Here is a 25874-nt window from a genome sequence, read left to right on the forward strand (position 1 = left end):
AAGGAGTTCACCGACTCATGTCACCGGTGGCAATCACCCCGGAGCACAACCCGCTCCGGCTGCCGACGGATCGTCGACTGAACCGGATCGCGGGACCGAGCACGCTCATCATCTTCGGCGTGACGGGCGACCTGTCACGCAAGAAGCTGATGCCGGCGGTCTACGACCTGGCCAACCGGGGGCTCCTGCCCCCGGGGTTCGCGCTCGTCGGCTTCGCCCGTCGTGACTGGGAGGACCAAGACTTCTCCCAGCTCGTGCACGACGCCGTCAAGGAGCACTCCCGCACCCCGTTCGACGAGGACGTCTGGCGTCAGCTCGAACAGGGCATCCGCTTCGTCCAGGGCTCGTTCGACGACCCGGAGGCGTTCCTGCAGCTCAAGCAGACCGTCGACGACCTGGACGCCGAGCGCGGGACGCTGGGCAACCACGCGTTCTACCTGTCCATCCCGCCGAAGATGTTCCCGGTGGTGACCGAGCAGCTGAAGCTGTCCGGCCTCACCGCGAAGCGGGAGGGCTCGTGGAGCCGCGTGGTCGTCGAGAAGCCGTTCGGCTCCGACCTCCGCACCGCGCGCGAGCTGAACGCCATCGTCGAGAGCGTCTTCGCGCCCGACGACGTGTTCCGCATCGACCACTACCTCGGCAAGGAGACCGTCCAGAACCTGCTGACGCTCCGGTTCGCGAACCAGATGTACGAACCCATCTGGAACTCGAACTACGTCGACCACGTGCAGATCACGATGGCCGAGGACATCGGCGTCGCCGGACGCGCCGCGTACTACGACGGCATCGGCGCTGCGCGCGACGTCATCCAGAACCACCTGCTGCAGCTCCTCGCGCTCACCGCGATGGAGGAGCCCGTCTCGTTCAAGGCCGCCGACCTGCGTGCCGAGAAGGAGAAGGTGCTGTCCGCCGTGCGGCTGCCCGAGGACCTGTCGACCGCCACGGCGCGCGGACAGTACGCCGGCGGCTGGCAGGGCGGCGAGAAGGTGCTCGGGTTCCTCGACGAGGCCGGGATGAACCCCGAGTCCGGCACCGAGACGTACGCGGCGATCAAGCTCGACATCGCGACCCGTCGCTGGCAGGGCGTCCCGTTCTACTTGCGCGCCGGCAAGCGACTCGGCCGTCGTGTGACCGAGATCGCGATCGTCTTCAAGCGCGTCCCCGAGGACGTCTACGGCAACTCGCAGTCCCCGCTCGGTCAGAACGCGCTCGTCATCCGCGTCCAGCCGGACGAGGGCGTCACGCTCCGGTTCGGCTCGAAGGTCCCCGGCGTCGGCACCCAGGTGCGCGACGTGACGATGGACTTCGGCTACGGCCACGCGTTCACCGAGGCGTCCCCCGAGGCGTACGAGCGACTCATCCTCGACGTGCTCCTCGGTGACCCGCCGCTGTTCCCGCGGCACCAGGAGGTCGAGCTGTCCTGGAAGATCCTCGACCCGATCGAGGAGTTCTGGGCCACGCAGGGCCAGCCCGAGCAGTACCGTCCCGGCACGTGGGGTCCGGCGTCCGCCGATGCACTGCTCGCCCGCGACGGCCGGACCTGGAGGCGTCCATGAAGATCGACCTGCCGAACACCACGGTCTCGAAGATCCAGAAGAAGCTCGTCCACATCCGCGAGGAGGGCGGCGCCGTCGCCCTCGGTCGTGTCCTGACGCTGATCATCTCGACGGCCCTCGGCCACGAGGAAGAAGCGATCGAGGCCGCGAACGAGGCGTCCCGCGAGCACCCGATGCGCGTGATCATCGTGTCGAAGAACGACGGCGACACGAAGTCGCCCGGCCGTCTCGACGCACAGATCCGCGTGGGCAGCGACGCGGGCGCCAGCGAGGTCATCGTCCTCCGCGCCTACGGTGAGACCGCGACCGACGAGGAGAGCCTGGTCACGGGCCTGCTCCTGCCGGACGCCCCGGTCGTGGCCTGGTGGCCGCAGACCGCGCCGTCGCAGCCGTCGGCCTCAGCACTGGGCCGCATCGCCCAGCGCCGGATCACCGACGCCGCCGCTCAGAAGGACCCGAACGGCGCGATCGAGGCGCTCGGTGCTTCGTACGTGCCGGGCGACACCGACTTCGCGTGGACCCGACTGACCCTGTGGCGGAACCAGCTCGCCGCGGCGCTCGACCAGCCGCCGTACGAGCCGATCACCGGCGTCGAGGTGACGGGCGCGTCGGACAGCCCGTCGACGATCCTGCTCGCCGCGTGGCTGCAGCTCCAGCTCGAGGTGCCGGTGACGGTCACCACGTCGCCGCGCGCGACCGGCTCGAGCGGCATCCACGGCGTCAAGCTCGTGCGCGAGTCGGGCACCATCGACCTCGAGCGTTCCCTGGTGGACGTCGCGACGCTCTCGATGCCCGGTCAGCCCACGCACGACCTGTCGCTGCCACGCCGCAACCTGCGTGACTGCCTGGCCGAGGAACTCCGTAGACTCGACCCGGACGTCCTCTTCGGAGACGTCGTCAAGCACGGGGTTCCCCAGCTGCGCGAGACCATCGCCCGCTGAGCACCCCACAACGGTCGGGTCGTCTGTCTGGTGCAGGCGGCCCGACCGGACCGAAGGCGGTCGTACGACCGGTCGGCCGCCACGAACACGGGAGTCACGTGACCAACGAACGGCGGGTGCTCGTGCACCCGGACAAGCAGGCCCTCGGCGCTTCGGTCGCCGCACGCTTCATCACCAAGATCATCGACGTGCTCGACGAGCAGGAGCGTGCCGACATCGCGATCAGCGGTGGCTCGGTGTCGTCCCTCGTCCTCGCCGCGATCGGCCAGTCGCCGGCGCGCGAGAGCGTCGACTGGTCGAAGGTCCACGTCTGGTGGGTCGACGAGCGCTGGGTGCCGGCCGGTGACGCCGACCGCAACACCACGGGGACGCAGACCGACTTCTTCGACCACGTCGACATCCCGGAGTCGAACATCCACCCGATGCCCGCTTCCGACGCCGGCATCGACATCGAAGCGGCCGCGCTGCAGTACGAGCGCGAACTGCAGGACGCCGCGTACGAGGGTGCCGTCGCTCCGCGCTTCGACATCACGCTGCTCGGTGTCGGCCCAGACGGGCACACCGCGTCGCTCTTCCCCGAGTTCCCGCAGCTCACGGTCACCGACCGCGCCGTCGTGTCGGTCGACGACTCCCCCAAGCCGCCGCCGCAGCGCCTGACGGTCACGTACCCGGTGATCAACGCCTCGCAGCGCGTCTGGGTCATCCTGTCCGGTGCCGAGAAGGCCTCGGTCCTCGGGCTCGCCCTGGCGGGCGCCTCCGTCGAGGACGTCCCCGTGGGCGGCGTCCAGGGTCGCAAGCGCACCGTCTTCTTCGTGGACCAGGACGCCGCGCGCGACGTCCCCGAGAACCTCATCGCGTCGACGTACTAGACGCGCGTCCTGCCTGACGGGAGGCCCGGTGCCAGTTGGCACCGGGCCTCCCGTCCGTCGTGCCGTCGCGGCCCTGCCCCCGAGGTTCCGAAATCTCGGCATCTCGGCGCTCGCACCGGCCGGCCGTGGAACCTCGGCGGGACACACACGGCATGTCGTGGAACCTCGGCGACGCCCACACGCTGCTGCACCGCCAGCCCGTCGAGCTGCCCCGTGCCGCGGTGGCCGCCCGGGCCGCCGACTTCCCCAGGTTCCGAGATTTCGGCATCTCGGCGCTCGTACCGGATGGCCGTGGAACCTCGACGCAACGCACGCGGCATGTCGTGGAACCTCGGCGGGACACAATCGCCGAGTGGAGCCCAAGAGCCCCCGCGACGCACGAAGGCCCCCACACCATCGCGGTGCGGGGGCCTTCGTCAGTGTGTGTGGGCGCTACGCCTTCTTGGCCGCGGTACCGCGACGCTCGCGGAGCTGCTGGAGCGCGTCCTCGAGGAGCTGCGCTGCCTCTTCCTCGGTGCGACGCTCCTTCACGTACGCGAGGTGCGTCTTGTAGGGCTCCGTCTTGGAGACCACGGGAGGGTTCTCCTTGTCGCGCCCGGCGGGGAGCCCGCTCGACGGCGAATCGACCGTCTCCGGGATCTCTTCGTCCGGGAGGTTCGCGGCGAAGTACCGCACGACCTCGTTGCCGAGGGCGTCCCAGTACGAGATCGCCACACGCTCGGCCTGGACCCCACGGTCCTGTTCGCCCATCGGTCCGGCGCCGACGCGGGACCCTCGGATTGCACTGCCTCCGCTAGCCATGGATCAGACCCCCGCCGTGAACTTGTTGATGAGACCGAGCACGATGATGGAGACGATCCAGACCAGACCGAGGATCACCGTGATGCGGTTGAGGTTGCGCTCGGCGACGCCGGACGCCCCGAGGTTGCTCGTCACGCCGCCACCGAACATGTCGGAGAGGCCGCCACCGCGGCCCTTGTGCAGGAGGATGAGGAGCGTGAGCAGGAGGCTCGTGATTGCGAGCAGGACCTGCAGCACGACGGAGAGTATCGCCACGACGTACCTTTCGTGTCAGTCAGCCGTACCAGTGTACCGGCCGCGCGAGGCACGGCCGGTACATGGACGGGAGTGGTGCGGACTACAGCCCGACGCCAGCAGGTGTGGCTACAGCCCGACGTGCTGGCGGAACCGGGCGATCGCCGCGAACTCCTGCACGTCGAGGGATGCGCCGCCGACGAGGGCGCCGTCGATGTCGGGCTCGCGGAGGAACCCGGCGATGTTGCCGGACTTGACCGAACCGCCGTACAGGACGCGCGTGTCGGCAGCAGCCTGGTCGCCCCAGGCAGCAGCGATGCCGCGACGGATCGCGGCGCACTCGTCCTGCGCCTGCTCGGCCGTGGCTGCCTGGCCGGAACCGATCGCCCAGACGGGCTCGTAGGCGACGACGATGTCGGACGGCTGCACGGCGTCGAGCACGACACGGAGCTGCTCGACCGGCACGACGCCGGCGCCGCGCTGCTCGCGCTGCTCACCGGTCTCGCCGATGCAGACGACCGGCACGAGGCCGTGCTTGACGGCTGCGGCGGTCTTGGCCGCGACGATCTCGTCGGTCTCACCGTGCAGCGTGCGCCGCTCGGAGTGTCCGACGATGACGTACTGCGCGTCGAGCGCCGACAGGAACGCGCCGGAGACGTCGCCGGTGTAGGCACCGGAGTCGTACTGCGACAGGTCCTGCGCACCGAAGTGGATCGGCAGCTTGTCGGCCGAGATGAGCGTCTGCACGCTCCGCAGGTCGGTGAAGGGCGGGAACACCGCGACCTCGACGTCGTCGAAGTCGTGGCGGGCGTCCTTCAGTGTCCACGCGAGCTTCTGGACCGTGGCGATGGCCTGGAGATGATCGAGATTCATCTTCCAGTTGCCGGCGATCAGCGGCGTGCGGGTCATGCGGACCACCCCAGTGCTTCGAGACCGGGAAGCGACTTGCCCTCGAGGAACTCGAGGCTCGCACCGCCACCGGTCGAGATGTGCCCGAACTGGTCGTCCGAGAAGCCGAGCGAGCGGACCGCAGCGGCGGAGTCGCCACCGCCGACCACACCGAGGCCGTCGACCTCGGTCAGGGCCTTGGCGACGGTCTTCGTACCGGCGGCGAAGGCCGGGAACTCGAACACGCCCATCGGACCGTTCCAGAACACCGTCTTCGAGCCGGACACCGCCGACGCGAACCGTGCCGCCGTCTCCGGGCCGATGTCGAGGCCGATGCCGTCGGTGCCGAACGACGACGACTCGATCGCGTCGGCCGCCACCGTCTCGTGCGCCGCGTCGGCGGAGAACCCGGAGGCCACCACGACGTCGGTCGGCAGGTCGATCGTCACGCCGAGCTCCTTCGCCCGCGAGAGGTACTCGCGGACGACGTCGAGCTGGTCGGCTTCGAGCAGCGACTTCGCCACCCCGTGGCCCTGGGCCGCGAGGAAGGTGAAGAGCATGCCGCCGCCGATGCACAGCGTGTCCACCTTGGGCAGGATGTGGTCGATGACGCCGAGCTTGTCACTGACCTTCGACCCGCCGAGCACGACCGTGTACGGCCGTTCCGGCGAGGTGGTCAGGCGCTCGAGCACCCGCAGTTCGGTCTCGATGAGCGAACCGGCTGCGCTGGGCAGCGCGGACGCGAGCTCGTAGACCGAGGCCTGCTTGCGGTGCACGACACCGAAGCCGTCGGAGACGAAGGCGTCACCGAGTGCTGCGATGCGGTCCGCGAACGCGGAGCGCGCGGCAGCGTCCTTCGAGGTCTCCTCCGGGTTGAACCGGAGGTTCTCGAGCAGCAGGACGTCACCGTCCTCGAGGGCCTCGGCGGCCGCGGTCGCCTCGTCGCCGACGGTCTCGCCGACGAACGTGACCTCTTTGCCGAGCAGCTCGGAGAGCCGCTGGCCGACCGGCGCGAGCGAGAACTCCGGCTTGGGTTCCCCGTCGGGGCGGCCCAGGTGGGAGATCACGATGACGCGCGCGCCGGCGGTGATGAGGGTGTTGAGGGTCGTCAGGGACGCCCGCACGCGGCCGTCGTCCGTGATCGTGCCGTCCTTGAGCGGGACGTTCAGGTCACAACGGACGACGACGCGCTTGCCGGCGAGGTCGCCGAGGTCCTCGAGGGTGCGGAGGGCCATGTGCTACAGACGCTCGCCGACGTACTCGGTGAGGTCGACGAGACGGTTCGAGTAGCCCCACTCGTTGTCGTACCACGAGGTGATCTTCACGAGACCGCCGATGACCTTGGTCAGGCCGGAGTCGTAGATCGAGGAGTGCGGGTCCGTCGTGATGTCGGTCGACACCAGCGGGTCCTCGCTGTAGAGCAGGATGCCCTTGAGCGGGCCCTCTGCAGCTTCCTTGTACGCGGCGTTGATCTCGTCGACGGTGACCTCGGACTTGGTCTCGAGGGTGAGGTCCGTGATCGAGCCGGTCGGCACCGGGACGCGGAGCGCGAAGCCGTCGAGCTTGCCGGCGAGCTCCGGCATGACCTGGCCGATGGCCTTGGCGGCACCGGTCGAGGTCGGGACGATGTTCAGCGCGGCCGCACGGGCACGACGGGGGTCCTTGTGCGGGCCGTCCTGCAGGTTCTGGTCGGCGGTGTAGGCGTGGATCGTGGTCATGAGACCACGCTCGATGCCGAACTTGTCGTTGAACACCTTCGCGAGCGGCGCGAGGCTGTTCGTCGTGCACGACGCGTTCGAGATGATGTTGTGGTTCGCCGGGTCGTACTGGTCCTCGTTCACGCCGAGGACGATGGTGACGTCGTCACCGGTGGCCGGGGCGGAGATGATGACCTTCTTGGCGCCAGCGTCGATGTGCTTCTGCGCATCGGCGGCCTTGGTGAAGAAGCCGGTCGACTCGATGACGATGTCGACGCCCAGCTCGCCCCAGGGGAGGTTGGCGGGGTCGCGCTCCGCGAGGACCTTGATGGCCTTGCCGTCGACGACGATGTTGTCGCCGTCGAGCTCGACGGAGACGCCGAGACGACCCGTGATGGAGTCGAACTTCAGCAGGTTCGCCAGAGCGGCGTTGTCGGTGAGGTCGTTCACCGCCACGATCTCGAGGTCGGAGCCCTTCGCGAGGGCGGCCCGGAAGAAGTTGCGGCCGATACGGCCGAAGCCGTTGATACCGATCTTGACGGTCAATGGATCTCCTGGTGGGTGTGGAGCGCCCGAGGGGCGCTGCTTTCGGAGGCGCTGGCCCTGTCGGGCCCGCGTGTGGTGGACGATACGCCCCGTAACGTCGCCGTAACGACCCTAGCAGTCGGACCCTGCCAGACCGTGCCGGATGACGGTCCGTCCGGACGGTCCCGCAAGGTGTCCTGACGGACGTCGGTGCGGCCCGCGAAGTCGACCACAGAACGGACGGGAGGCGCGGTGCCAGCTGGCACTGCGCCTCCCGTCATGCAGGTCGGACGACCCGTCTCAGACGCCCTCGAGCTCCTCGGGGACGCTCGCTTCCGTCCCGGGGATGCCGAGGTCGGACGCGCGCTTGTCAGCCATGGCGAGGAGTCGGCGGATGCGACCGGCGATGGCGTCCTTCGTCATGGGCGGGTCGGCGTGCTGGCCGAGCTCGTCGAGCGACGCGTCGCGGTGCTGCAGGCGCAGCGCGCCGGCGTACTGCAGGTGGTCGGGGACCTCGTCGCCGAGGATCTCGAGCGCGCGCTCGACGCGGGCGCAGGCGGCGACGGCGGCCTGCGCCGAGCGGCGGAGGTTCGCGTCGTCGAAGTTGACGAGGCGGTTCGCGGTCGCACGGACCTCGCGACGCTGCCGCATCTCCTCCCAGTCGGCGGTGGTGCGGGCGGCACCCATCACCGTGAGCATCTGGCCGATGGCCTCGCCGTCGCGGATGACGACGCGGTGGACGCCACGGACCTCGCGGCCCTTCGCGGCGACGCCGAGACGTGACGCGGCACCGACGAGGGCCATGGCGGCCTCGTTGCCGGGGCACGTGACCTCGAGCGCTGCGGCCCGGCCCGGGTCGGTCAGGGTGCCGGAGGCGAGGAACGCACCGCGCCAGATCGCGGCGAGGTCCTCGCGGTTGCCCGTGGTGAGCCGGTTCGGCAGCCCGCGGACGGGGCGTCGACGGGCGTCCATCAGACCGGTCTGGCGTGCGAGGGTCTCCCCCGCCTCGAGCACGCGGACCAGGTAGCGGGTGCCACGACGGGACGACGCGGACGAGCCGACCGACGCCTCGCTGCGGACGCCGTACAGCTCGGCGAGGTCCTTGCGGACCCGGTGCACGATGATCCGGGTGTCGAGCTCCACCTCGACCGCGATGCGGCCCGAGATGACGTGCAGGCCACCCGCGAACCGGAGGATCGTGGCCAGTTCGGCGGCGCGGACCGTGTTGCGGTTCACGGCGACCCTGGCCAGTTCGTCCTTGACCTCGGCAGTCAACGGCACAGCATCATTCCTAACGTTCATCTGGTGGTCCCGCGATTCCGGCGGCACGTGCGTGGGGAGCGGCCGGAGGGACGGTCACTCCCGGCCGAGATCTCGGTTCTTCACACGCACGGCGACGCCAGGCATCCCGCGGAGGAGGTTCGCCAACTCGGCGACGATGGCGACCGAGCGGTGCTTCCCGCCGGTACAGCCGATGGCGATCGTAGCGTGTCTTTTGTTCTCGCGCTGGTACCCCTCGAGCACCGGCTCGAGCACGGAGACGTACCGGTCGACGAACGGACGGGCTCCGGCCTGGGCCAGGACGTAGTCCGAGACGGGCTGGTCGAGGCCCGTGTGGGCCCGGAGTTCCGGGACCCAGTAGGGGTTCGGCAGGAACCGGACGTCGGCCACCATGTCGGCGTCTGCGGGCAGTCCGTACTTGAACCCGAAGCTCATGAGCGTCACCTGAACACCCACGAAGTGATCGTCGGCGAACTGCTCGGTGACCGTGTTCGCGAGCTGGTGGATGTTGAGGTCCGAGGTGTCGATCACCATGTCGGATGCCTCGCGCAGACCGGCAAGCCGGGTCCGCTCGCGCGCGATGCCGTCGAGCAGGGTGTCCTCGCCCTGCAGCGGGTGGGGTCGTCGGACCTGCTCGAAGCGCCGCACGAGGACGGCGTCGGTGGCTTCGAGGAACAGCACCCGGACCCGTGCGGACGTGGTCGACCGCACCTGCTCGACCGCGTGCTCCGGGTCCGTGAAGAACCGTCCGCCGCGGACGTCGACGACCGTGGCGATCTTCGGGATCTTCTCGCCGGCGCGGTCAGCCAGTTCGGTGAGTGGTGCCAGCATCTGCGTCGGCAGGTTGTCGACGACGTACCAGCCGAGGTCTTCGAGGGCCTTGCCGACCGTCGAACGCCCGGCCCCGGACATGCCGGTGACGATGAGGATGTCGTGCTGCGACGCGTGCGCGGTCGCTGTGGCGCTGTCGGTCATCTGGGAGTGGGCTCCGTCGTGGCGGCCCGGGCGCGTCGCCCGGGGAGGTCTCGGCTGCGGGACCAGGGTATCGCCCGACAGGTGTCGGGAGGCACGGGATGCGTCACGTGGGCAGCTGCGGACCGTCGCGGGTCACGTCGGGGACCCGCACCGGGCTCCCGACGAGCGGCGCAGCATCCGCGGGGTCCGCGGGCTCCGGGGTTGCCGTCGGTCCCGTCTCGGCGTCCGGCGCGCTCGTCGGGCTGGCCGCACTGGTGGCCGGCGCGCTCGTCGGGGTCTGCTGCAGCTTCGTGACCACCGCCGCAGCGGTCGCCGGACCGACACCGTTCACCTCGCTGATCTCGTCGGCCGTGGCCTCGCGCAGCCGTGCCACGGACCCGAAGTGCTTGAGCAGCGCGTTCACCCGCGACGGCCCGAGCCCGGGGATCTCCGACAGCCGGGACCGCACGTCGCGCTTGCGGCGGGTGCGCTGGTGCGTGATCGCGAACCGGTGCGCCTCGTCGCGGATGCGCTGGATGAGGAAGAGCGCCTCGGAGTTGCGCGGCATGATCACCGGGAAGTCGTCGTCGGGCAGCCAGAGCTCCTCGAGTCGCTTCGCGATGCCGACCAGCGCGATGTCCTGCACCCCGGCTTCGTCCAGCGCGCGCTTGGCGGCCTGCACCTGGGGTTGTCCACCGTCGACGATGAGCAGTTGCGGGCGGTAGGCGAACCGTTTCGAGGGCTTGGAGCCCTCGACCACCTCGGCGCTCGTCACGTCGGGGACGTCCGGCAGGTCCGCGTCCTCGTCGAGGCGCGCCAGACGCCGCGTCAGCACCTGGTACATGCTGTCGGTGTCGTCGGTGGTCTCGGCGATCGTGTAGCGGCGGTACTGGTCCTTGCGGGGCAGTCCGTCCTCGAACACCACCATCGACGCCACGACGTTCGTGCCCTGCAGGTGCGAAATGTCGTAGCACTCCATGCGGAGCGGGGCCTCGGTCATGCCGAGGGCGTCCTGGATGTCGGCGAGGGCCGCGGAGCGCGTCGTGTAGTCGGCGGACCGCTTCGTCTTGTAGAGCATCAGCGCCTGGGCGGCGTTCTGGGCGGCCGTGCGGGCCAGGCCCGCCCGGTCACCGCGTTGCGCCGTGCTGAGCTTCGTGCCGCGGCCACCCCGTCGTTCGCTGAGCCACTGCTGCAGCGCGTCGGCGTCCTCGGGCAGGGTCGGCACCACGACCTCGCGCGGGGGTTCCTCGGCGACGGCGGCCGGCGTGAGCTCATTGTCGGCGTAGACGCCCTGCACGATCTGCTCGACCAGGTCACCGGTCGAGATGTCGAGCTCCTTGTCGACGACCCACCCGCGGACACCGCGGATGCGCCCGCCACGGACCGAGAACAGCTGGACGGCGGCGGCGAGTTCGTCCTCGGCGATCCCGAACAGGTCGAGGTCCACCGAGTCGCGGAGCACCACGGCGGACTTCTCGAGCACGGCCTCGAGCGCCTCGACCTGGTCGCGGAACTTCGCGGCTTGTTCGTACTGCATGGCGTCGGCCGATGCGCCCATGCGCTGGCGCAGCTCGGTGATCACCCGGCGGTCGTAGCTGTTCATGAACCGCACGAACTCCTCGACGAGCGCACGGTGCTCCTCGATGGTGACGCGCTGCGAGCAGGGACCGCCGCACTTGCCGATCTGCCCGGGGAAGCAGGGCTTGCCCGTCTGCATCGCGCGCTTGTACGAGGAGTCCGAGCACGTGCGGATCGGGAACACCTTGATCATCAGGTCGATGGTGTCGTGCACCGCCCAGATCTTCGGGTACGGCCCGAAGTACTTCGCACCCTTGATCTTCCGGTTCCGCGTGACCATCACCCGTGGGGCTTCGTCCGCCATGGTGATCGCCATGTACGGGTACGACTTGTCGTCACGGAACTTGACGTTGAAGGGCGGGTCGAACTCCTTGATCCAGGTGTACTCGAGCTGCAGTGCCTCGATCTCGGAGCCGACCGTCGTCCACTCGACACTGCGGGCCGTCAGCACCATCCGCCGGGTGCGTTCGTGCAGCGTCGGCAGCGGTGCGAAGTAGTTGCTCAGCCGGGCGCGGAGGTTCTTCGCCTTGCCGACGTAGAGCACCCGGCCGGCCTCGTCACGCCATCGGTAGACGCCCGGGTCGGTCGGGATCTCCCCCGCCTTCGGGCGCCACGGAACGGTGTCCGCCACCTACCGCGCCCCCGCCTTCTGCTTGGTCGACTTGCCCGGTCGGCTCGCCGTGCGGGCCTCCACCGCCTGCTGCTTGCCCACCCGGGCATCCTGTGCGTCGAAGATCTCCCGCAGGAAGACGCCCGTGAAGCTCTCCGGTACGTCCGCCACGTGCTCCGGGGTGCCGGTCGCGAGCACCGTACCGCCGCCGGCACCGCCCTCTGGGCCCATGTCGATGACCCAGTCGGCCGACTTGATCACGTCGAGGTTGTGCTCGATCGTGATGACGGTGTTGCCCTTGTCGACCAGGCTCTGCAGCACGATGAGCAGCTTGCGGACGTCCTCGAAGTGCAGACCCGTCGTCGGCTCGTCGAGCACGTAGACGGTCCGGCCGTTCGAACGGCGCTGCAGCTCGGTGGCGAGCTTCACGCGCTGCGCCTCGCCACCGGAGAGCGTGGTCGCGCTCTGGCCGAGACGGACGTACCCGAGGCCCACGTCGACGAGCGTCGCCATGTACCGGTGGATCGCGGAGATCGGCTCGAAGAACTCGGCCGCCTCGCTGATCGGCATGTCCAGGACCTCGGAGATGCTCTTGCCCTTGTAGTGGACCTGGAGCGTCTCGCGGTTGTAGCGCGCGCCGCCGCAGACCTCGCACGCGACGTAGACGTCGGGCAGGAAGTTCATCTCGATCTTGATCGTGCCGTCGCCGGAGCAGTTCTCGCACCGGCCGCCCTTGACGTTGAAGCTGAACCGACCGGGCTGGTAGCCACGGGTCTTCGCCTCGGGTGTCTCGGCGAACAACTGGCGGATCCGGTCGAACACGCCCGTGTAGGTCGCCGGGTTCGACCGCGGCGTGCGGCCGATCGGGGCCTGGTCGACGTGCACGACCTTGTCCAGCTGGTCGAGACCCTTGACGCGGGTGTGCTTGCCGGCGATGTGCCGCGCACCGTTGAGCTGGTTCGCGAGCACCTTGTACAGGATGTCGTTGACCAGGGTGGACTTGCCCGACCCGCTCACGCCGGTGACGGCGGTGAACACCCCGAGCGGGAAGTCGGCGTCGATCGTCTTCAGGTTGTTCGCCCGTGCGCCCTGCACGCTGATGGTGCGCTTCAGGTTGACCTTGCGACGCTCGGCGGGGACCTCGATCGCACGACGGCCGGCGAGGTAGTCCCCCGTCACCGACTCGCGGTTCGCGATGATGCCCTCGTACGAGCCCGAGTGCACGACGTTGCCGCCGTTGACACCGGCCCCGGGGCCGATGTCGACGACCCAGTCGGCCGTGCGGATGGTGTCCTCGTCGTGCTCGACGACGATCAACGTGTTGCCGAGGTCCTTGAGCTTGACCAGGGTGTCGATGAGGCGGCGGTTGTCCCGCTGGTGCAGCCCGATGCTCGGCTCGTCGAGCACGTACAGCACGCCGGTCAGGCCGGACCCGATCTGCGTCGCGAGACGGATGCGCTGTGCTTCGCCACCGGAGAGCCCGCCGGCACCGCGCGCCAGGGTCAGGTAGTTCAGGCCGACCTCGAGCAGGAACTCGAGGCGCGCCCGGATCTCGCGCAGCACCGCCGCGGCGATGTGCGCTTCGCGGTCGGTGAGCGTCAGGGTGTCCATGAACGCGTACGCATTGTCGAGGGACATGTCGGTGACGTCGGCGATGCTGCGGCCGTCGACCGTGACCGCCAGGACCTCGGGCTTGAGGCGTGTTCCCTCGCACACCGGGCACGGGACCTCGCGCAGGTAGCCCTGGAAGCGCTGGCGCTGCGAGTCCGACTCGGCCTCGGCGAACTTGCGCTCGATGTAGGGCATGACGCCCTCGAACCCGCTGGTGTAGCGCATCTCGCGGCCGAACCGGTTGCGCCAGGACACCGACACCTGGAAGTCCTTGCCCGTCAGGATCGCGGCCTGCACCGAGGCGTCGAGCTGGCTCCACGGGGTGTCGAGCGTGAACCCGAGCTCCTTGCCGAGGCCGGCGAGGAGCTTCTCGAAGTACGAGTACAGCCCGCTCGCTCCGGTCCAGGGCAGCAGGACGCCGTCGCGCAGCGAGGCATCCGGGTCGCCGAGCACCAGGTCCGGGTCCACCGACATGCGCGTACCGAGCCCGGAGCACTCCGGGCAGGCGCCGAACGGCGCGTTGAACGAGAACGTGCGGGGCTCGATCTCGGTCAGCGCGAGCGGGTGGTTGTTCGGGCACGACAGGTTCTCGGAGTAGGTGCGCACCGCACCGGGGCCGTCGTGGTCGACCAGGTCGATGCCGACCGTGCCACCGGTCAGGCGCAGTGCCGTCTCGAGCGAGTCGGTGAGCCGACCGAGGATGTCCTCGTTCGACACCAGACGGTCGACGATCACCGAGATGTCGTGCTTGACCTGCTTCTTGAGCTTCGGCGGGTCGCTGAGCTGGATGCGCTCACCGTCGACGATCGCGCGGGCGTAGCCGGACGCCGCGAGCTCCTGGAAGAGGTCGACGAACTCGCCCTTCTTCTTGGAGATGACCGGGGCGAGCACCTGGAAGCGCGTGCCGGACTCGAACTCCATGAGCTGGTCGGCGATCTGCTGCACGGTCTGCTTGCTGATGACCTCGCCGCACGTCGGGCAGTGCGGCACCCCGATGCGCGCCCAGAGCAGACGCATGTAGTCGTAGACCTCAGTGATCGTGCCCACCGTCGACCGCGGATTGCGGTTCGTCGACTTCTGGTCGATCGACACCGCGGGCGACAGCCCTTCGATGAAGTCGACGTCGGGCCGGTCGACCTGCCCGAGGAACTGCCGCGCGTAGGCGGACAAGGACTCGACGTAGCGTCGCTGGCCCTCGGCGAAGATCGTGTCGAAGGCCAGTGACGACTTGCCGGATCCGGACAGGCCGGTGAACACCACGAGGGAGTCACGGGGGATCTCGAGGTCGACGTTCCGGAGGTTGTGCACCCGGGCCCCGCGGACGCTGAGCGTCGAGGAGCCGGTCGGGACGGTCACGCCGGGGAGGTGGGGGTCGGTCGGCTCGCCGAAGGCGTTCCGGCCCGAGGTCGCGGTGCCGCGGTCAGAGGTGATTGTCATCGCCGTCGATTGTACGAAAGGGGTCCGACATCCGCCCGCGAGTCGGTGTCAGACGAGTGCGTCGAGAGCGAACGCGACCCCGGAACGACGCTCGCTGGCCGTCCAGAGCCGAGCGGCGGCGATCCGGTCGTGTGCGCGCGGCTCGGCACGGACCACGGCTGCGGGTCCGCGCAGCTGCATCCACCCGGCCGGGCCCCAGTACTCCCCCGAGCGCACGTCCGCGGCGACCGCAGCGTGCACGAGGGGCTCGGCACCGGCGTCCTTGCCCTGGGCGTACAGCCGCTGCGCCGGCCGGGTCCACGCGGGCTCCGGGCGCGACGGTGCGACGTCCGGGCGCTCCGGCGAGAGCGCGTCGAGCGACAGCCCGGGGTGCGCGACCACGCTGGCGACGGACGAGCCCGCATCCGCCAACCGCTGGGCGAGTTCGAAGCCGAACAGCATCACCGCGAGCTTGCTGCGGCCGTACTGCCGGTAACTGGAGTAGTGGCCGACGCGGAACGGGTCGCCCGTGTCGAGACGGGCCCACCGGTGCGCGATCGACCCGAGGTGCACGACGCGGCCGCTGCGCCGTTCGAGCAGCGGCGTCGTCAGCGCCGTCCAGGCGAAGTGCCCCAGGTGGTTCGTGCCGATCTGCAGCTCGGTGCCCTGTGCAGTGGTGCTCGGGGTCGAGGCCCCGACGACACCGGCGTTGTTCACGATCGCGTCGACGCCGTCCGGTTCGAGGGCCGCGAGCTCGTCGGCGGCGGCACGGACGGAGTCGAGGTCGGCGAGGTCGAGGTGCACGTGCGCCAACGAGGCTCCGTCCACGTGCCGGCGGATGCTCCGTTCCGCCGCTGCGGCCCGACCGCGGTCGCGGGTGGCGAGGACGACCCGGTGCCCCGACGCGGCGAGCTGCTCGGCCGCGTGGTACCCGAGCCCCGCGCTCGCCCCGGTGACGACGACCGTGCGGCGACCGTCAGCTGACATGCCCGGCCGACTCCATCTGCCGCAGCGCCTTCTTCAGGTCCTGCACCTCGTCGCGGAGTCGCGCGGCGAGTTCGAACTTCAGCTCCGCCGCCGCCTGCAGCATCTGGTCGTTGAGGTCGCCGATCGTCGCCTCGAGGTGGGTCGCACCCTCGCCCGCGATGCCGCCGCGCTTCAGGTTGGGCGTGGGCGAGCGGCGACCGTCGGCGCCGGGACGACCCTGCAGCAGCGCCTTGGTGTCGTCGTTCTCGCGCTGCAGCACCTCGGTGATGTCGGCGATCTTCTTGCGGAGCGGCTGCGGGTCGATGCCGCGCTCCAGGTTGTACGCGACCTGCTTCTCGCGACGACGATCGGTCTCCTCGATCGCGGTCTTCATCGAGTCGGTCATCTTGTCGGCGTACATGAGCACCTGGCCCGACACGTTGCGGGCCGCGCGACCGATCGTCTGGATGAGCGACGTGGACGACCGCAGGAAGCCTTCCTTGTCGGCGTCGAGGATGGCCACCAGGGACACCTCGGGCAGGTCGAGGCCTTCTCGCAGCAGGTTGATGCCGACGAGCACGTCGTAGACGCCCTGCCGCAGTTCGGTCAGCAGTTCGACGCGCTTCAGGGTGTCGACGTCGGAGTGCAGGTACCGCACCCGCACACCGGCGTTGCCGAGGAAGTCGGTCAGTTCTTCCGCCATGCGCTTCGTCAGGGTCGTGACGAGCACGCGCTCGTCCTTGTCGACGCGCTGCTTGATCTCCTCGAGCAGGTCGTCGATCTGGCCGTCGCTCGGCTTCACCACGATCTCGGGGTCGACCAGGCCGGTCGGGCGGATGATCTGCTCGACGACGCTGTCCGTGATGCCGAGCTCGTACCGACCGGGCGTCGCCGACAGGAAGACCTTCTGCCCGACGCGGTCGAGGAACTCCTCGAACCGCAGCGGACGGTTGTCGAGCGCGCTCGGCAGCCGGAACCCGTGGTCGACCAGGGTGCGCTTGCGCGAGGCGTCGCCTTCGTACATCGCGCCGATCTGCGGCACGGTGACGTGCGACTCGTCGATGACGATGAGGAAGTCGTCGGGGAAGTAGTCGATGAGGCAGTGCGGCGCCTCGCCCGCGACGCGGCCGTCCATGTGCCGCGAGTAGTTCTCGATGCCCGAGCAGAAGCCGATCTGCTCCATCATCTCGATGTCGAACGTGGTGCGCATGCGGAGCCGCTGGGCCTCGAGCAGCTTGCCCTGTCCCTCGAGCTCGGCCAGGCGCTCGGCGAGCTCCGCCTTGATGTCGACGATGGCGCGGTGCATGACGTCGGTGTCGGCGACGTAGTGCGACGCCGGGAAGATCGAGACGGCGGGCAGGTCGTTGATCACGTTGCCGGTCAGCGGGTGCAGGGAGGAGAGCGCTTCGACCTCGTCGCCGAACATCTCGATCCGGATGGCGTGCTCTTCGTACATCGGGATGATCTCGATGGTGTCGCCGCGCACGCGGAAGGTACCGCGGGCGAAGTCGACGTCGTTGCGCTGGTACTGCATCGAGACGAACTTGCGCACGAGCTGGTCGCGCGAGATCGTCTGCCCGACGTGCAGTGCCACCGAGGCGTTCATGTACTGCTCGGGTGTGCCGAGACCGTAGATGCAGGACACCGTCGACACCACGACGACGTCGCGCCGGCTGAGCAGCGAGTTGGTCGTCGAGTGCCGGAGCCGCTCGACCTCGGCGTTGACCGAGGAGTCCTTCTCGATGAAGGTGTCCGTCTGCGGGACGTACGCCTCGGGCTGGTAGTAGTCGTAGTACGACACGAAGTACTCGACCGCGTTGTTCGGCATCAGACTGCGGAACTCGTTCGCCAACTGCGCGGCGAGGGTCTTGTTGTGCGCGAGCACGAGCGTCGGCCGCTGCACCTGCTCGATGAGCCACGCGGTCGTCGCCGACTTGCCCGTACCGGTCGCACCGAGCAGGACGACGTCGGTCTCACCGGCGTTGATGCGCCCGGCGAGCTCGGCGATGGCCGCTGGCTGGTCGCCACTCGGCGTGTACTCGCTGATGACCTCGAACGGACGTACCGCTCGGGTCGGTTCGATCGCAACACCCATGCCCTCAACGGTAGTCGGCACCCCTGACACCGGCGCCCCTGCTCGCCCTCGGCGTATCGTCCTCGCCAAGCAGCCTCCAAGTCCGCTGATAACCAGCGGGCATAGCGTCCGGTCCGTTCAGCAACCCGATCGCTCCGCACGTCCCCGACGAGCCAGCACGAGCCACACCCGAAGAGGCACCATGACGACGGCGACCCCCGCCGCACCGACGAAGGGCACCCCGTTCCGCGGTCGCATCCGCGGACGAGTGCTCCTCCTGCTCTGCTGCATGTACGCGATCTCGTACATCGACCGGACGAACATCTCGACGGCGCTGCCGCACATCACCGAGGAGTTCGGCTTCAACGAGGCCACCGCGGGCCTGATCGTGTCCGCGTTCTCGCTGCCGTACGCGCTGCTGCAGGTCTTCGGCGGCACGATCAGCGAGAAGTTCGGACCGCGCAAGGCCCTCTTCGTCATCACCGTGGTGTGGGGCGTCGCGACACTGTGGACCGGCTTCGCCGTCGGCTTCTGGACCCTGTTCGCGGCCCGGGCGCTCCTCGGGCTCAGCGAGGCCGCGGCGTTCCCGACCGCGACCCAGGCCATGACCCGCTGGATCCCCCGCGACCGCAACGGCTTCGCGCAGGGCGTCGTGCACTCCGCGGCCCGGCTCGGCAACGCGTTGGCCCCGCTGCTCGTCGCCTGGGTGATCGGCTCGACGGGCAGCTGGCGGTGGGCGTTCTTCGCCACGGCGGTCCTGTCCTTCGCCTGGGGCATCGTCTGGTTCGTCTGGTTCCGCGACAAGCCCGAGTCCACGAAGGGCATCACGCAGGTGGAGATCGACGAGCTCCCGCCCGTCGAGACGCGTGCGACCCGTCCGCCGGTGCCGTGGTGGCAGATGGCGCGGCAGATCCTGCCGGTGACCTTCGTCGACTTCGGCTACGGCTGGACCCTCTGGGTGTTCCTCACGTGGCTGCCGACGTTCCTCAGCTCGACCTACGGACTCGAGATCGGCGACTTCGCGCTGTTCACCACGCTCATCCTGCTCGCCGGCGTCGTCGGGGACACGGTCGGCGGCATGCTCAGCGACCGGATCATCCACCGCGGCGGCAACACCCGGAACGCCCGCCGGACCGTCCTGGTGATCGGACTCGGTGGCTCGCTCGTCTGCCTCATCCCGCTCGTCATCGGGCAGGGCCTGCTCGTCGCGACGATCTCGCTCGCGCTGTCGTTCTTCTTCCTGGAGCTCTGCAACGCGAACCTCTGGGCGATCCCGATGGACGTCGCCCCGCAGTGGTCCGGCACCGCGTCCGGCTTCATGAACACCGGCTTCGGCATCGCCGGCGTGGTCTCCCCGATCGTCTTCGGGCTGCTCATCGACGCGTCCGGCTGGCAGCTGCCGTTCGCCCTGTCGTGCGTGCTGCTCGGCGCCGCGGCGGTCGTCGCGTGGTTCATGAAGCCGCAGCGGCTCACGTCGACGAACGGCGTCCTCGAGGTCGGCACCCCCGCCGCCGAGCAGCGCGCCCCCTGACCCGCGACGCGCACTGTCAGCGGCACGCCGTGCCGAATCGGGCGTACCTGGTCGAAAGGAACGACCAGGTACGCCCGATTCCGCTGTCCGCAACGGGACCCACCGGACGTGCGCGGGCCCTGGTGGTCCCCGACCGCCGGACGGGAGGCCCGGGTCCAGGCCGACCCGCGCCTCCCGTCCGCCGCGCAGCGCGTCCACCGCCGCGCAGCGCGTCCACCGCCGCGCACAGCGAGCAGGAACGGGCGTCCCTGGTCGGGTGAGCCGACCAGGGACGCCCGGAATGCGCGGGTCAGCGCTGCGGGCTGCGCGCCCGACGCTGGGCGCGGGACGCGAGCGACGGCCGGCCGGTGAGCGGCACGCTCAGCGGGGTCCACCGGAACGCCTCGGTGACCGCCACGGACAGCACCACCACGAGCAGGTACGTGACGAGCGTCAGCCACGGCCGCGGCACCACGGCCTCGAGCCAGCTGTCGCCGTACAGCAGGAGCCAGATGAGGAACGGGTGGCTCAGGAAGATCCCGAACGACCGGTCCGAGGCGTAGTCGACGAAGCGCGCGACCGGGCTGCCGGGGCGCCGACGGTCCGCCCAGCGCGCACCGATCGCCAGGAAGCCGACGAAGACCGCGGTGCTCCACACGGCCTCGATCGGTTGCAGCGGCGTCCCGGCGGCGTAGAGCGACTGGCCGAGGGCGACCTGGAGTGCCCAGACGCCGAGCGTCAGCGCGCCGACGCCGGCGAACGCCCAGAGCACGGCCCGGCGGTGCACCCGGATGAACCGGAGGAACGCGTCAGCGTGGTCGGCGGCGATCGCCCCGGAGACGATGAAGAACACGTACGAGAAGAAGAACTGCTTCTGGTACCCGTGCAGCCAGGCGTCGCTCGCCGGGAAGTACTTGTACCCGGCGAAGACGACGAGCTGCACCACCAGCGCCACGACGAGCGTCGTGACGTGGTGCCCGCGGGTCTTCCGGACCAGCCGCACGATGACCGGCAGCAGCAGGTACACCTGCATGGTCACGAGCAGGAAGTACAGGTGGTACCAGGACGAGCCGGTGACGATGCCCTCGGCGAGCGTGCGCACCAGGTCGGGCACGTCGCCCCGACGGGTGCTGCTGAGGAGCCAGCTCGAGCCGACGTACACGAACGACCACGCCAGGTACGGCACCCCGACGAGCAGGAACCGCTTGGGCCAGAACTGCGCCATCGGCCGCGGTCGCAGCGTGTAGCTGTAGACGAGCACGAAGGCCGTCAGCGAGAAGAAGACGAGCCGGGTGAAGTGCAGCAGGGCGAGCAGCGCGTTCAGGCCGACGTCGTCGGACGCGGCGGTGTGGCTGGTGGTGTGCACGCCGATGACGCAGGCGAAGGTCAGGATCCGCAGGACGTCGACCTCGTACAGGTGGCGTGGCTTGCCCGCCGCGGTGCGGGTCGGGGTCTGGACCTGTGGCTGTGGCTGCGGCTGCGGCTGCGGCTGCGGCTGCGGCTGCGGCTGTGGCTGTGGCTGCGGCTGGGCCTGCGGCTGGGCGCCGGTCACGACGGCTGCGCCATCGTCCGCACCTTCGCCCGCTGCACCTTGCCGGTGGGCGCGCGCGGCAGGTCGGGGACCACGATGATCTCGACGGGGCGGCGGAAGCGGGTCAGGTGGGCCTCGGCGCGCGCGGTCAGGTCGGCGACGAGCACGGCGGCGTCGGCTTCGTCGGCTTCGTCGGCTTCGCCCTGCTGCAGGATCACGTACGCCACCGGGACGGCCCCGAGCACGTCGTCCGGCCGCCCGACCACGACGGCCTCGAGCACCCGGGGATCGCCGAGCAGGACGTCCTCGACCTCGGAGGGGTAGACCTTCTCGCCGCCACGGTTGATGACGTCGTCTGAGCGTCCGGCGAGCGAGACCCAGCCGTCCGCAGCGACGGACCCCACATCTCCCGTGCTCAGCCAGCCGTCGGCGTCGAAGCGGTCGGGAGCGCGCCCGAACAGGTAGCGCCCGACGATCCCCGGGCCGCGCACCCACAGCGCACCGACCTCGTCGGCGGGCAGGGCTGCGCCGTCCTCGTCGCGTGCCTGCACCTCGGACCCGACGGGCACGCCGACGGTCCCGGGGCGAGCAGGCGCGTCCAGCGGTGTCGCGGTGATCTGCGACGCACCTTCGGTCATCCCCCAGCTCACGACGAGCGGGACGTCACCGAGTGCCGTGCGCACCGGGTCCGGCAGCGGTGCCGAAGCGCTCCGGACGAACCGGAGGCCCTCCGGGAAGTCCAACGGCCCGGTCTTCGCGAGCACGGCGAGGATCGCCGGCACCGCGTTCAGCCAGGTGATGCGCCGCTCGGCGAGCAGTTCCCAGAACCCGGTCCGCCGGAAGCGCACGTCGAGCACGAGCGTCGCCCCGGCGACGAGCGTCGCCAGCAGGCCGACGACCTCGGCGTTGACGTGGAACAACGGCAGCGAGTTGAACCCGCGGTCGCGGCCGGTCAACGCGTTGTGCCGCGCGACCGCCCGCGCGACGAACAGCAGTTGCGACTCCGGCAGCTCGACGCCCTTCGGAGCGCCGGTCGACCCGGAGGTGAAGAGCACCACGGAGCCCTCGCCCGGTGCGTCCGGACTCTGCGTGGGCACGTCACCGTCACGGACGGCGGCCGGGAGGAACGTGGCCGCGTCGATCCCGCTGGCGGGCACCCCGGGGACGGTCCCGTCCACGGCGCGGTCCGACACCACGATCGAGGCCCCGCCGATCAGGTCGGCGAGACGGGCCGGCTCGGTCGCCGGTTGTCCGGTGTCGACCGGGACGGCACGGCGCCCGGTCGCCACGGCGGTCAGGTGCACCACGGCGAACGCGAGGGGGTCGCCGACGTCGACGAGGACGACTCCGGAGGCGGGCACGCCGATCGCATCGAACGTCGCGGACCAGGCGGTCACGGCGTCCTCGAGTGCTCGGTAGGTCAGGACGCGCGCGGAACGGGCGTCCTCCAGGTAGGGGCGCTCGGGGCTCTCCGCCGCGCGGTCGCGGATGAGCGAGCGCAGGTCGGGTTCTCCGTCGACGGGCTGCACCAGCAGAGGCTATTGCGCGACCCTATGAGCCGTCAGAGGGGAACCGGTGCAGCATCCACTGCCAGAGCGCGGTCATCCGGGGGTCCCCGTCCGGTCCGAGCGGCGTGGAGTCCTTGATGATGAACGAGTGCGCCTTCCCCCGGCCCCGGACGTCGGTCAGGATCGCGTGCGGGTCCGCGCCGGCGGGCGGTGGATCGGTGTCCGTCCGGAAGGGGCCGTCGACGCCGTCGAGCCCGAGGATCCGCCACGACCCGGTGATCCGCGGGCCGAAGGCGTCGCGGACGTCGTCGACGGCGTACATCCGGGCGACGGGGGTCTTGCCGGGACGGTTCATCCAGGCAGCGTGCGACGGACCGCGTGACTCGACGGGCGACGAGAACATCAGCGCGCCGCGCACCGACCGGATGTGCGCGATGTACGCCGCCTCGCCGCCGCCCTGGGAGTGTCCGGCCACGACGATGTCCTGCCAGGCGATGTCGTCGTCGCCCTGCACGAAGCGGCCCCACCCGCCGTCGGGGTCGTGGTCGTCGAGGTAGGCCACCGCGTCACGGAAGCGCGACACGATCGACCCGGCGGGCGTCACCGAACTGAACTCGGACTGGCGGGTGCCGTCGAACCGGTTGCGCTGCACCATGCCGTAGCAGCGTGCGTCGGCCTCGCACGTGCCGGACAGGGTGCGTCCGAGGTTCCAGTAGTCCAGCCCGAGCACGTGGTAGCCGTCGGCGAGGGCCTGTCCGAGGAACCGCTGGTACTCCGCCGGCCGCGACCGCGTCGCGGGCAGGAACAGCAGCAGGGGGCCGCCGGCCGAGGTGCGGGCGGCGAAGTCGTCGCGGTTCGGGGTGAGCCGTTCGCCGCCCACGGTGCCGAGCCGGAACCGGTGGAACTCCCCCTCGGGTCCGCGCTCGTCGCCCGATTGCGGCGCGGCGGCGTGCGAGCGGTCGATCGTCGGGACGCGTCCGTCGTCCTCGATGCGCTGCGCACCGAGGAGGTTCGCCGCGAACAGCGCTCCGCCGCCGATCGCGACGAGCACGATCGCGGCGAGGACGAGCAGCAGCCGGTGCTTCACGAGGTGATCCGCGACCACACCTCGTCGGCCGACCGGATCGTCTGGTCGAGTGTGCCCGTCGCGTCGACGACGTGGTCGGCGAGGGCGAGACGGTCGGCGTCGCTCGCCTGTGCGGCGACTCGGCGCTCGGCCTCGTCGCGGGCCATCGCACGGTGTTCGACCAGCCGCTCGATGCGCTGCGCGGCGGGGGCGTCGACCACCACGACCGCATCGAACCGGAGCGGGCGGGATCCGCGGGCCTCGGCGAGCAGCGGCACGTCGTACACGACGACGGCGTCCGGGTCGGCGGCCTCGGCCGCGTCGAAGGCACGCTGGGCGAGCCGCCAGACCTCGGGGTGGGTGATCGCCTCGAGGTCCTTGCGTGCCGCCGGGTCGGAGAACACGATCGCGCCGAGCGCTGGACGATCGAGCGAGCCGTCGGCCGCGATCACCGAGGAGCCGAACCGCTCGGCGACCTGCGCGAGCCCGGGGCTGCCGGGTGCGACGGCGTCCCGTGCCAGCCGGTCGGCGTCGACGACGATGCCGCCGTGCTCCGCCCACCGCTTGGAGACCGTCGACTTGCCCGCGGCGATGCCGCCCGTGAGACCGATGATGCGCACTGCGACAGGCTAACGACCCGCAGCGTGGAATCGCCGGAAGCCCGGCACCCCCTGGGGGATGCCGGGCTTCCGGTCAGTGCGACTCGCTCGATCAGTTGGTCGAGCTGAGCTTCTCGCGGAGCGCCGCCAGCGAAGCGTCGTCGGCGAGGGGGCTTGCACCACCGGTCTCGCTCGAGAACGACGACGAAGAGGAAGCGGACGACGTCGAAGCGCCGGCCGGGAGGTCGAAGCCACCCTTTTCCTCGTCGGCGATGGTCTTCGCGACCTGCGCCTTGTGGGCTTCCCAACGACCCTGGGCGGCCGCGTACTGGCCCTCCCACTCGGTGCGCTGGGTGTCGTAGCCCTCGAGCCACTCGTTCGTCTCCGGGTCGAAGCCGTCCGGGTACTTGTAGTCACCCTTGTCGTCGTACTCGGTCGGCATGCCGTAGAGCGCCGGGTCGAACTCGGTGCCCTCGGGGTCCACGCCCTCGTTCGCCTGCTTGAGGCTGAGCGAGATGCGGCGACGGTCGAGGTCGATGTCGATGATCTTGACGAAGACCTCGTCGTTGACCGAGACGACCTGCTCGGCGAGCTCGACGTGCTTGTTCGAGAGCTCGGAGATGTGCACCAGGCCCTCGATGCCGTCGGCAACGCGGACGAAGGCACCGAACGGGACGAGCTTCGTGACCTTGCCCGGTGCGATCTGACCGATCGCGTGGGTGCGGGCGAAGACCTGCCACGGGTCCTCCTGCGTCGCCTTGAGCGAGAGCGACACGCGCTCACGGTCCAGGTCGACCTCGAGGATCTCGACGGTGACTTCCTGACCGACCTCGACGACCTCGCTGGCGTGCTCGATGTGCTTCCAGCTGAGCTCGGAGACGTGGACGAGACCGTCGACGCCACCGAGGTCCACGAACGCACCGAAGTTGACGATCGAGGACACGATGCCCTTGCGGACCTGGCCCTTGTGCAGGTTGTTGAGGAACGTGGTCCGGGACTCGGACTGCGTCTGCTCGAGGAGCGCACGGCGCGACAGGACCACGTTGTTGCGGTTCTTGTCGAGCTCGAGGATCTTCGCCTCGATCTCCTGGCCGAGGTACGGCGTGAGGTCGCGGACGCGACGGAGCTCGATGAGCGAGGCGGGGAGGAAGCCGCGGAGACCGATGTCGACGATCAGGCCACCCTTGACGACCTCGATGACCGTACCGGTCACGACGCCGTCGGACTCCTTGATCTTCTCGACGTCGCCCCATGCGCGCTCGTACTGCGCACGCTTCTTGGACAGGATGAGGCGGCCTTCCTTGTCCTCCTTCTGGAGGACCAGGGCCTCGACCTCGTCGCCGACCTTGACGACCTCGTTGGGGTCGACGTCGTGCTTGATCGAGAGCTCGCGCGAGGGGATGACGCCCTCGGTCTTGTAACCGACGTCGAGGAGGACCTCGTCGCGGTCGATCTTCACGACGGTGCCGGAGATGAGATCACCGTCGTTGAAGAACTTCAGGGTCTTCTCGACCTCGGCCAGGAAGTCATCAGCCGAACCGATGTCGTTGATGGCGACCTGCTTAGGAGCCTTGGTCGTAGTGGTTGTCATGTAGAGATTGCTCCGAACGGACATGAGTCGGGCCGTGGCGGGCGAGGAGTCGAGACCCCCGTGGTGCA

Annotated in this window: 20 protein-coding genes; 4 read left to right on the plus strand and 16 right to left on the minus strand. The window is 69.8% G+C overall.

The window, feature by feature from the left end; all coding sequences use genetic code 11:
- The first annotated feature begins 17 nt into the window (after window positions 1–17).
- From zwf to pgl, 3 genes are all read left to right on the plus strand, one after another.
- Window positions 18–1556 carry a glucose-6-phosphate dehydrogenase gene (zwf, locus tag ITJ60_RS09975; RefSeq protein WP_111083962.1) on the plus strand — a complete coding sequence of 513 codons (1539 nt, stop codon included), beginning with the start codon at window positions 18–20 and terminating at the stop codon, window positions 1554–1556.
- On the plus strand, window positions 1553–2497 hold the full coding sequence (locus ITJ60_RS09980; RefSeq protein WP_111083961.1) for a glucose-6-phosphate dehydrogenase assembly protein OpcA: 945 nt from the start codon (window positions 1553–1555) through the stop codon (window positions 2495–2497). Before zwf ends, ITJ60_RS09980 begins: the two co-directional genes overlap by 4 nt.
- 98 nt (window positions 2498–2595) lie before the next feature.
- Window positions 2596–3366, plus strand: a complete 771-nt coding sequence (gene pgl, locus ITJ60_RS09985; RefSeq protein WP_111083960.1) for a 6-phosphogluconolactonase — start codon at window positions 2596–2598, stop codon at window positions 3364–3366.
- 432 nt (window positions 3367–3798) lie between these two features.
- On the opposite strand, the gene ITJ60_RS09990 is transcribed toward pgl, so the two are convergent.
- From ITJ60_RS09990 to uvrB, 11 genes are all read right to left on the minus strand, one after another.
- A complete protein-coding gene (locus tag ITJ60_RS09990; protein ID WP_027465686.1) occupies window positions 3799–4167 on the minus strand; it encodes an RNA polymerase-binding protein RbpA in 369 nt (122 codons plus the stop codon).
- A gap of 3 nt (window positions 4168–4170) precedes the next feature.
- Entirely contained in the window at window positions 4171–4422 is a 252-nt protein-coding gene (gene secG / locus ITJ60_RS09995) for a preprotein translocase subunit SecG (RefSeq protein WP_017887256.1), read from the minus strand.
- Window positions 4423–4530: 108 nt separating this feature from the next.
- Window positions 4531–5310 carry a triose-phosphate isomerase gene (gene tpiA / locus ITJ60_RS10000; protein ID WP_194647812.1) on the minus strand — a complete coding sequence of 260 codons (780 nt, stop codon included), beginning with the start codon at window positions 5308–5310 and terminating at the stop codon, window positions 4531–4533.
- Window positions 5307–6524 (minus strand): phosphoglycerate kinase, encoded by a 1218-nt coding sequence (locus ITJ60_RS10005; protein WP_194647813.1) that lies wholly within the window; start codon window positions 6522–6524, stop codon window positions 5307–5309. The genes tpiA and ITJ60_RS10005 overlap by 4 nt, the downstream gene beginning before the upstream one ends.
- A 3-nt stretch (window positions 6525–6527) precedes the next feature.
- Entirely contained in the window at window positions 6528–7532 is a 1005-nt protein-coding gene (gene gap / locus ITJ60_RS10010) for a type I glyceraldehyde-3-phosphate dehydrogenase (RefSeq protein ID WP_111083958.1), read from the minus strand.
- A gap of 279 nt (window positions 7533–7811) precedes the next feature.
- Window positions 7812–8792 (minus strand): DNA-binding protein WhiA, encoded by a 981-nt coding sequence (whiA, locus tag ITJ60_RS10015; protein ID WP_111083957.1) that lies wholly within the window; start codon window positions 8790–8792, stop codon window positions 7812–7814.
- Between the two features lie 75 nt (window positions 8793–8867).
- On the minus strand, window positions 8868–9767 hold the full coding sequence (gene rapZ / locus ITJ60_RS10020; protein WP_111083956.1) for an RNase adapter RapZ: 900 nt from the start codon (window positions 9765–9767) through the stop codon (window positions 8868–8870).
- 103 nt (window positions 9768–9870) lie between these two features.
- Complete coding sequence (gene uvrC, locus ITJ60_RS10025; RefSeq protein ID WP_194647814.1) at window positions 9871–11955, minus strand: excinuclease ABC subunit UvrC; 2085 nt, start codon at window positions 11953–11955, stop codon at window positions 9871–9873.
- Window positions 11956–14982 (minus strand): excinuclease ABC subunit UvrA, encoded by a 3027-nt coding sequence (uvrA, locus tag ITJ60_RS10030; RefSeq protein WP_228510013.1) that lies wholly within the window; start codon window positions 14980–14982, stop codon window positions 11956–11958.
- 48 nt (window positions 14983–15030) lie between these two features.
- On the minus strand, window positions 15031–15948 hold the full coding sequence (locus tag ITJ60_RS10035; RefSeq protein WP_194647815.1) for an SDR family NAD(P)-dependent oxidoreductase: 918 nt from the start codon (window positions 15946–15948) through the stop codon (window positions 15031–15033).
- Window positions 15938–18010, minus strand: coding sequence for an excinuclease ABC subunit UvrB (gene uvrB / locus ITJ60_RS10040; RefSeq protein ID WP_323749161.1), 2073 nt, complete (start codon window positions 18008–18010; stop codon window positions 15938–15940). The genes ITJ60_RS10035 and uvrB overlap by 11 nt, the downstream gene beginning before the upstream one ends.
- A gap of 193 nt (window positions 18011–18203) precedes the next feature.
- Here uvrB and ITJ60_RS10045 point away from each other — a divergent pair, with 193 nt between their 5' ends.
- Window positions 18204–19532, plus strand: coding sequence for an MFS transporter (locus ITJ60_RS10045; RefSeq protein ID WP_194647817.1), 1329 nt, complete (start codon window positions 18204–18206; stop codon window positions 19530–19532).
- A gap of 289 nt (window positions 19533–19821) precedes the next feature.
- Here ITJ60_RS10045 and ITJ60_RS10050 read toward each other — a convergent pair whose 3' ends face one another.
- The 5 genes from ITJ60_RS10050 to rpsA all read right to left on the minus strand — a co-directional run bounded on the left by ITJ60_RS10050 (window position 19822) and on the right by rpsA (window position 25806).
- Window positions 19822–21063 (minus strand): acyltransferase, encoded by a 1242-nt coding sequence (locus ITJ60_RS10050; protein WP_194647818.1) that lies wholly within the window; start codon window positions 21061–21063, stop codon window positions 19822–19824.
- Window positions 21060–22571, minus strand: a complete 1512-nt coding sequence (locus ITJ60_RS10055; RefSeq protein WP_194647819.1) for a class I adenylate-forming enzyme family protein — start codon at window positions 22569–22571, stop codon at window positions 21060–21062. Before ITJ60_RS10055 ends, ITJ60_RS10050 begins: the two co-directional genes overlap by 4 nt.
- Before the next feature lie 22 nt (window positions 22572–22593).
- Window positions 22594–23637, minus strand: a complete 1044-nt coding sequence (locus tag ITJ60_RS10060) for a BPSS1187 family protein (RefSeq protein ID WP_194647820.1) — start codon at window positions 23635–23637, stop codon at window positions 22594–22596.
- Window positions 23634–24236: a dephospho-CoA kinase gene (coaE, locus tag ITJ60_RS10065; RefSeq protein ID WP_131920106.1), complete on the minus strand. Its 603-nt coding sequence runs from the start codon at window positions 24234–24236 to the stop codon at window positions 23634–23636. Before coaE ends, ITJ60_RS10060 begins: the two co-directional genes overlap by 4 nt.
- Before the next feature lie 91 nt (window positions 24237–24327).
- The gene (gene rpsA, locus ITJ60_RS10070; RefSeq protein ID WP_111083948.1) at window positions 24328–25806 is read right to left on the minus strand and encodes a 30S ribosomal protein S1; all 1479 of its coding nucleotides are present in this window, start codon (window positions 25804–25806) and stop codon (window positions 24328–24330) included.
- Window positions 25807–25874 lie beyond the last annotated feature (68 nt).

The sequence above is a fragment of the Curtobacterium sp. VKM Ac-2884 genome, from assembly GCF_015350945.1.
GTDB lineage: Bacteria > Actinomycetota > Actinomycetes > Actinomycetales > Microbacteriaceae > Curtobacterium.

Coding starts and splice junctions, on each gene's coding strand:
- zwf (WP_111083962.1), top strand. CDS start 18: ATGTCACCGGTGGCAATCACCCCGGAGCACAACCCGCTCCGGCTGCCG.
- ITJ60_RS09980 (WP_111083961.1), top strand. CDS start 1,553: ATGAAGATCGACCTGCCGAACACCACGGTCTCGAAGATCCAGAAGAAG.
- ITJ60_RS09990 (WP_027465686.1), bottom strand. CDS start 4,167: ATGGCTAGCGGAGGCAGTGCAATCCGAGGGTCCCGCGTCGGCGCCGGA.
- tpiA (WP_194647812.1), bottom strand. CDS start 5,310: ATGACCCGCACGCCGCTGATCGCCGGCAACTGGAAGATGAATCTCGAT.
- ITJ60_RS10005 (WP_194647813.1), bottom strand. CDS start 6,524: ATGGCCCTCCGCACCCTCGAGGACCTCGGCGACCTCGCCGGCAAGCGC.
- rapZ (WP_111083956.1), bottom strand. CDS start 9,767: ATGACCGACAGCGCCACAGCGACCGCGCACGCGTCGCAGCACGACATC.
- uvrA (WP_228510013.1), bottom strand. CDS start 14,982: ATGACAATCACCTCTGACCGCGGCACCGCGACCTCGGGCCGGAACGCC.
- ITJ60_RS10035 (WP_194647815.1), bottom strand. CDS start 15,948: ATGTCAGCTGACGGTCGCCGCACGGTCGTCGTCACCGGGGCGAGCGCG.
- ITJ60_RS10045 (WP_194647817.1), top strand. CDS start 18,204: ATGACGACGGCGACCCCCGCCGCACCGACGAAGGGCACCCCGTTCCGC.
- rpsA (WP_111083948.1), bottom strand. CDS start 25,806: ATGACAACCACTACGACCAAGGCTCCTAAGCAGGTCGCCATCAACGAC.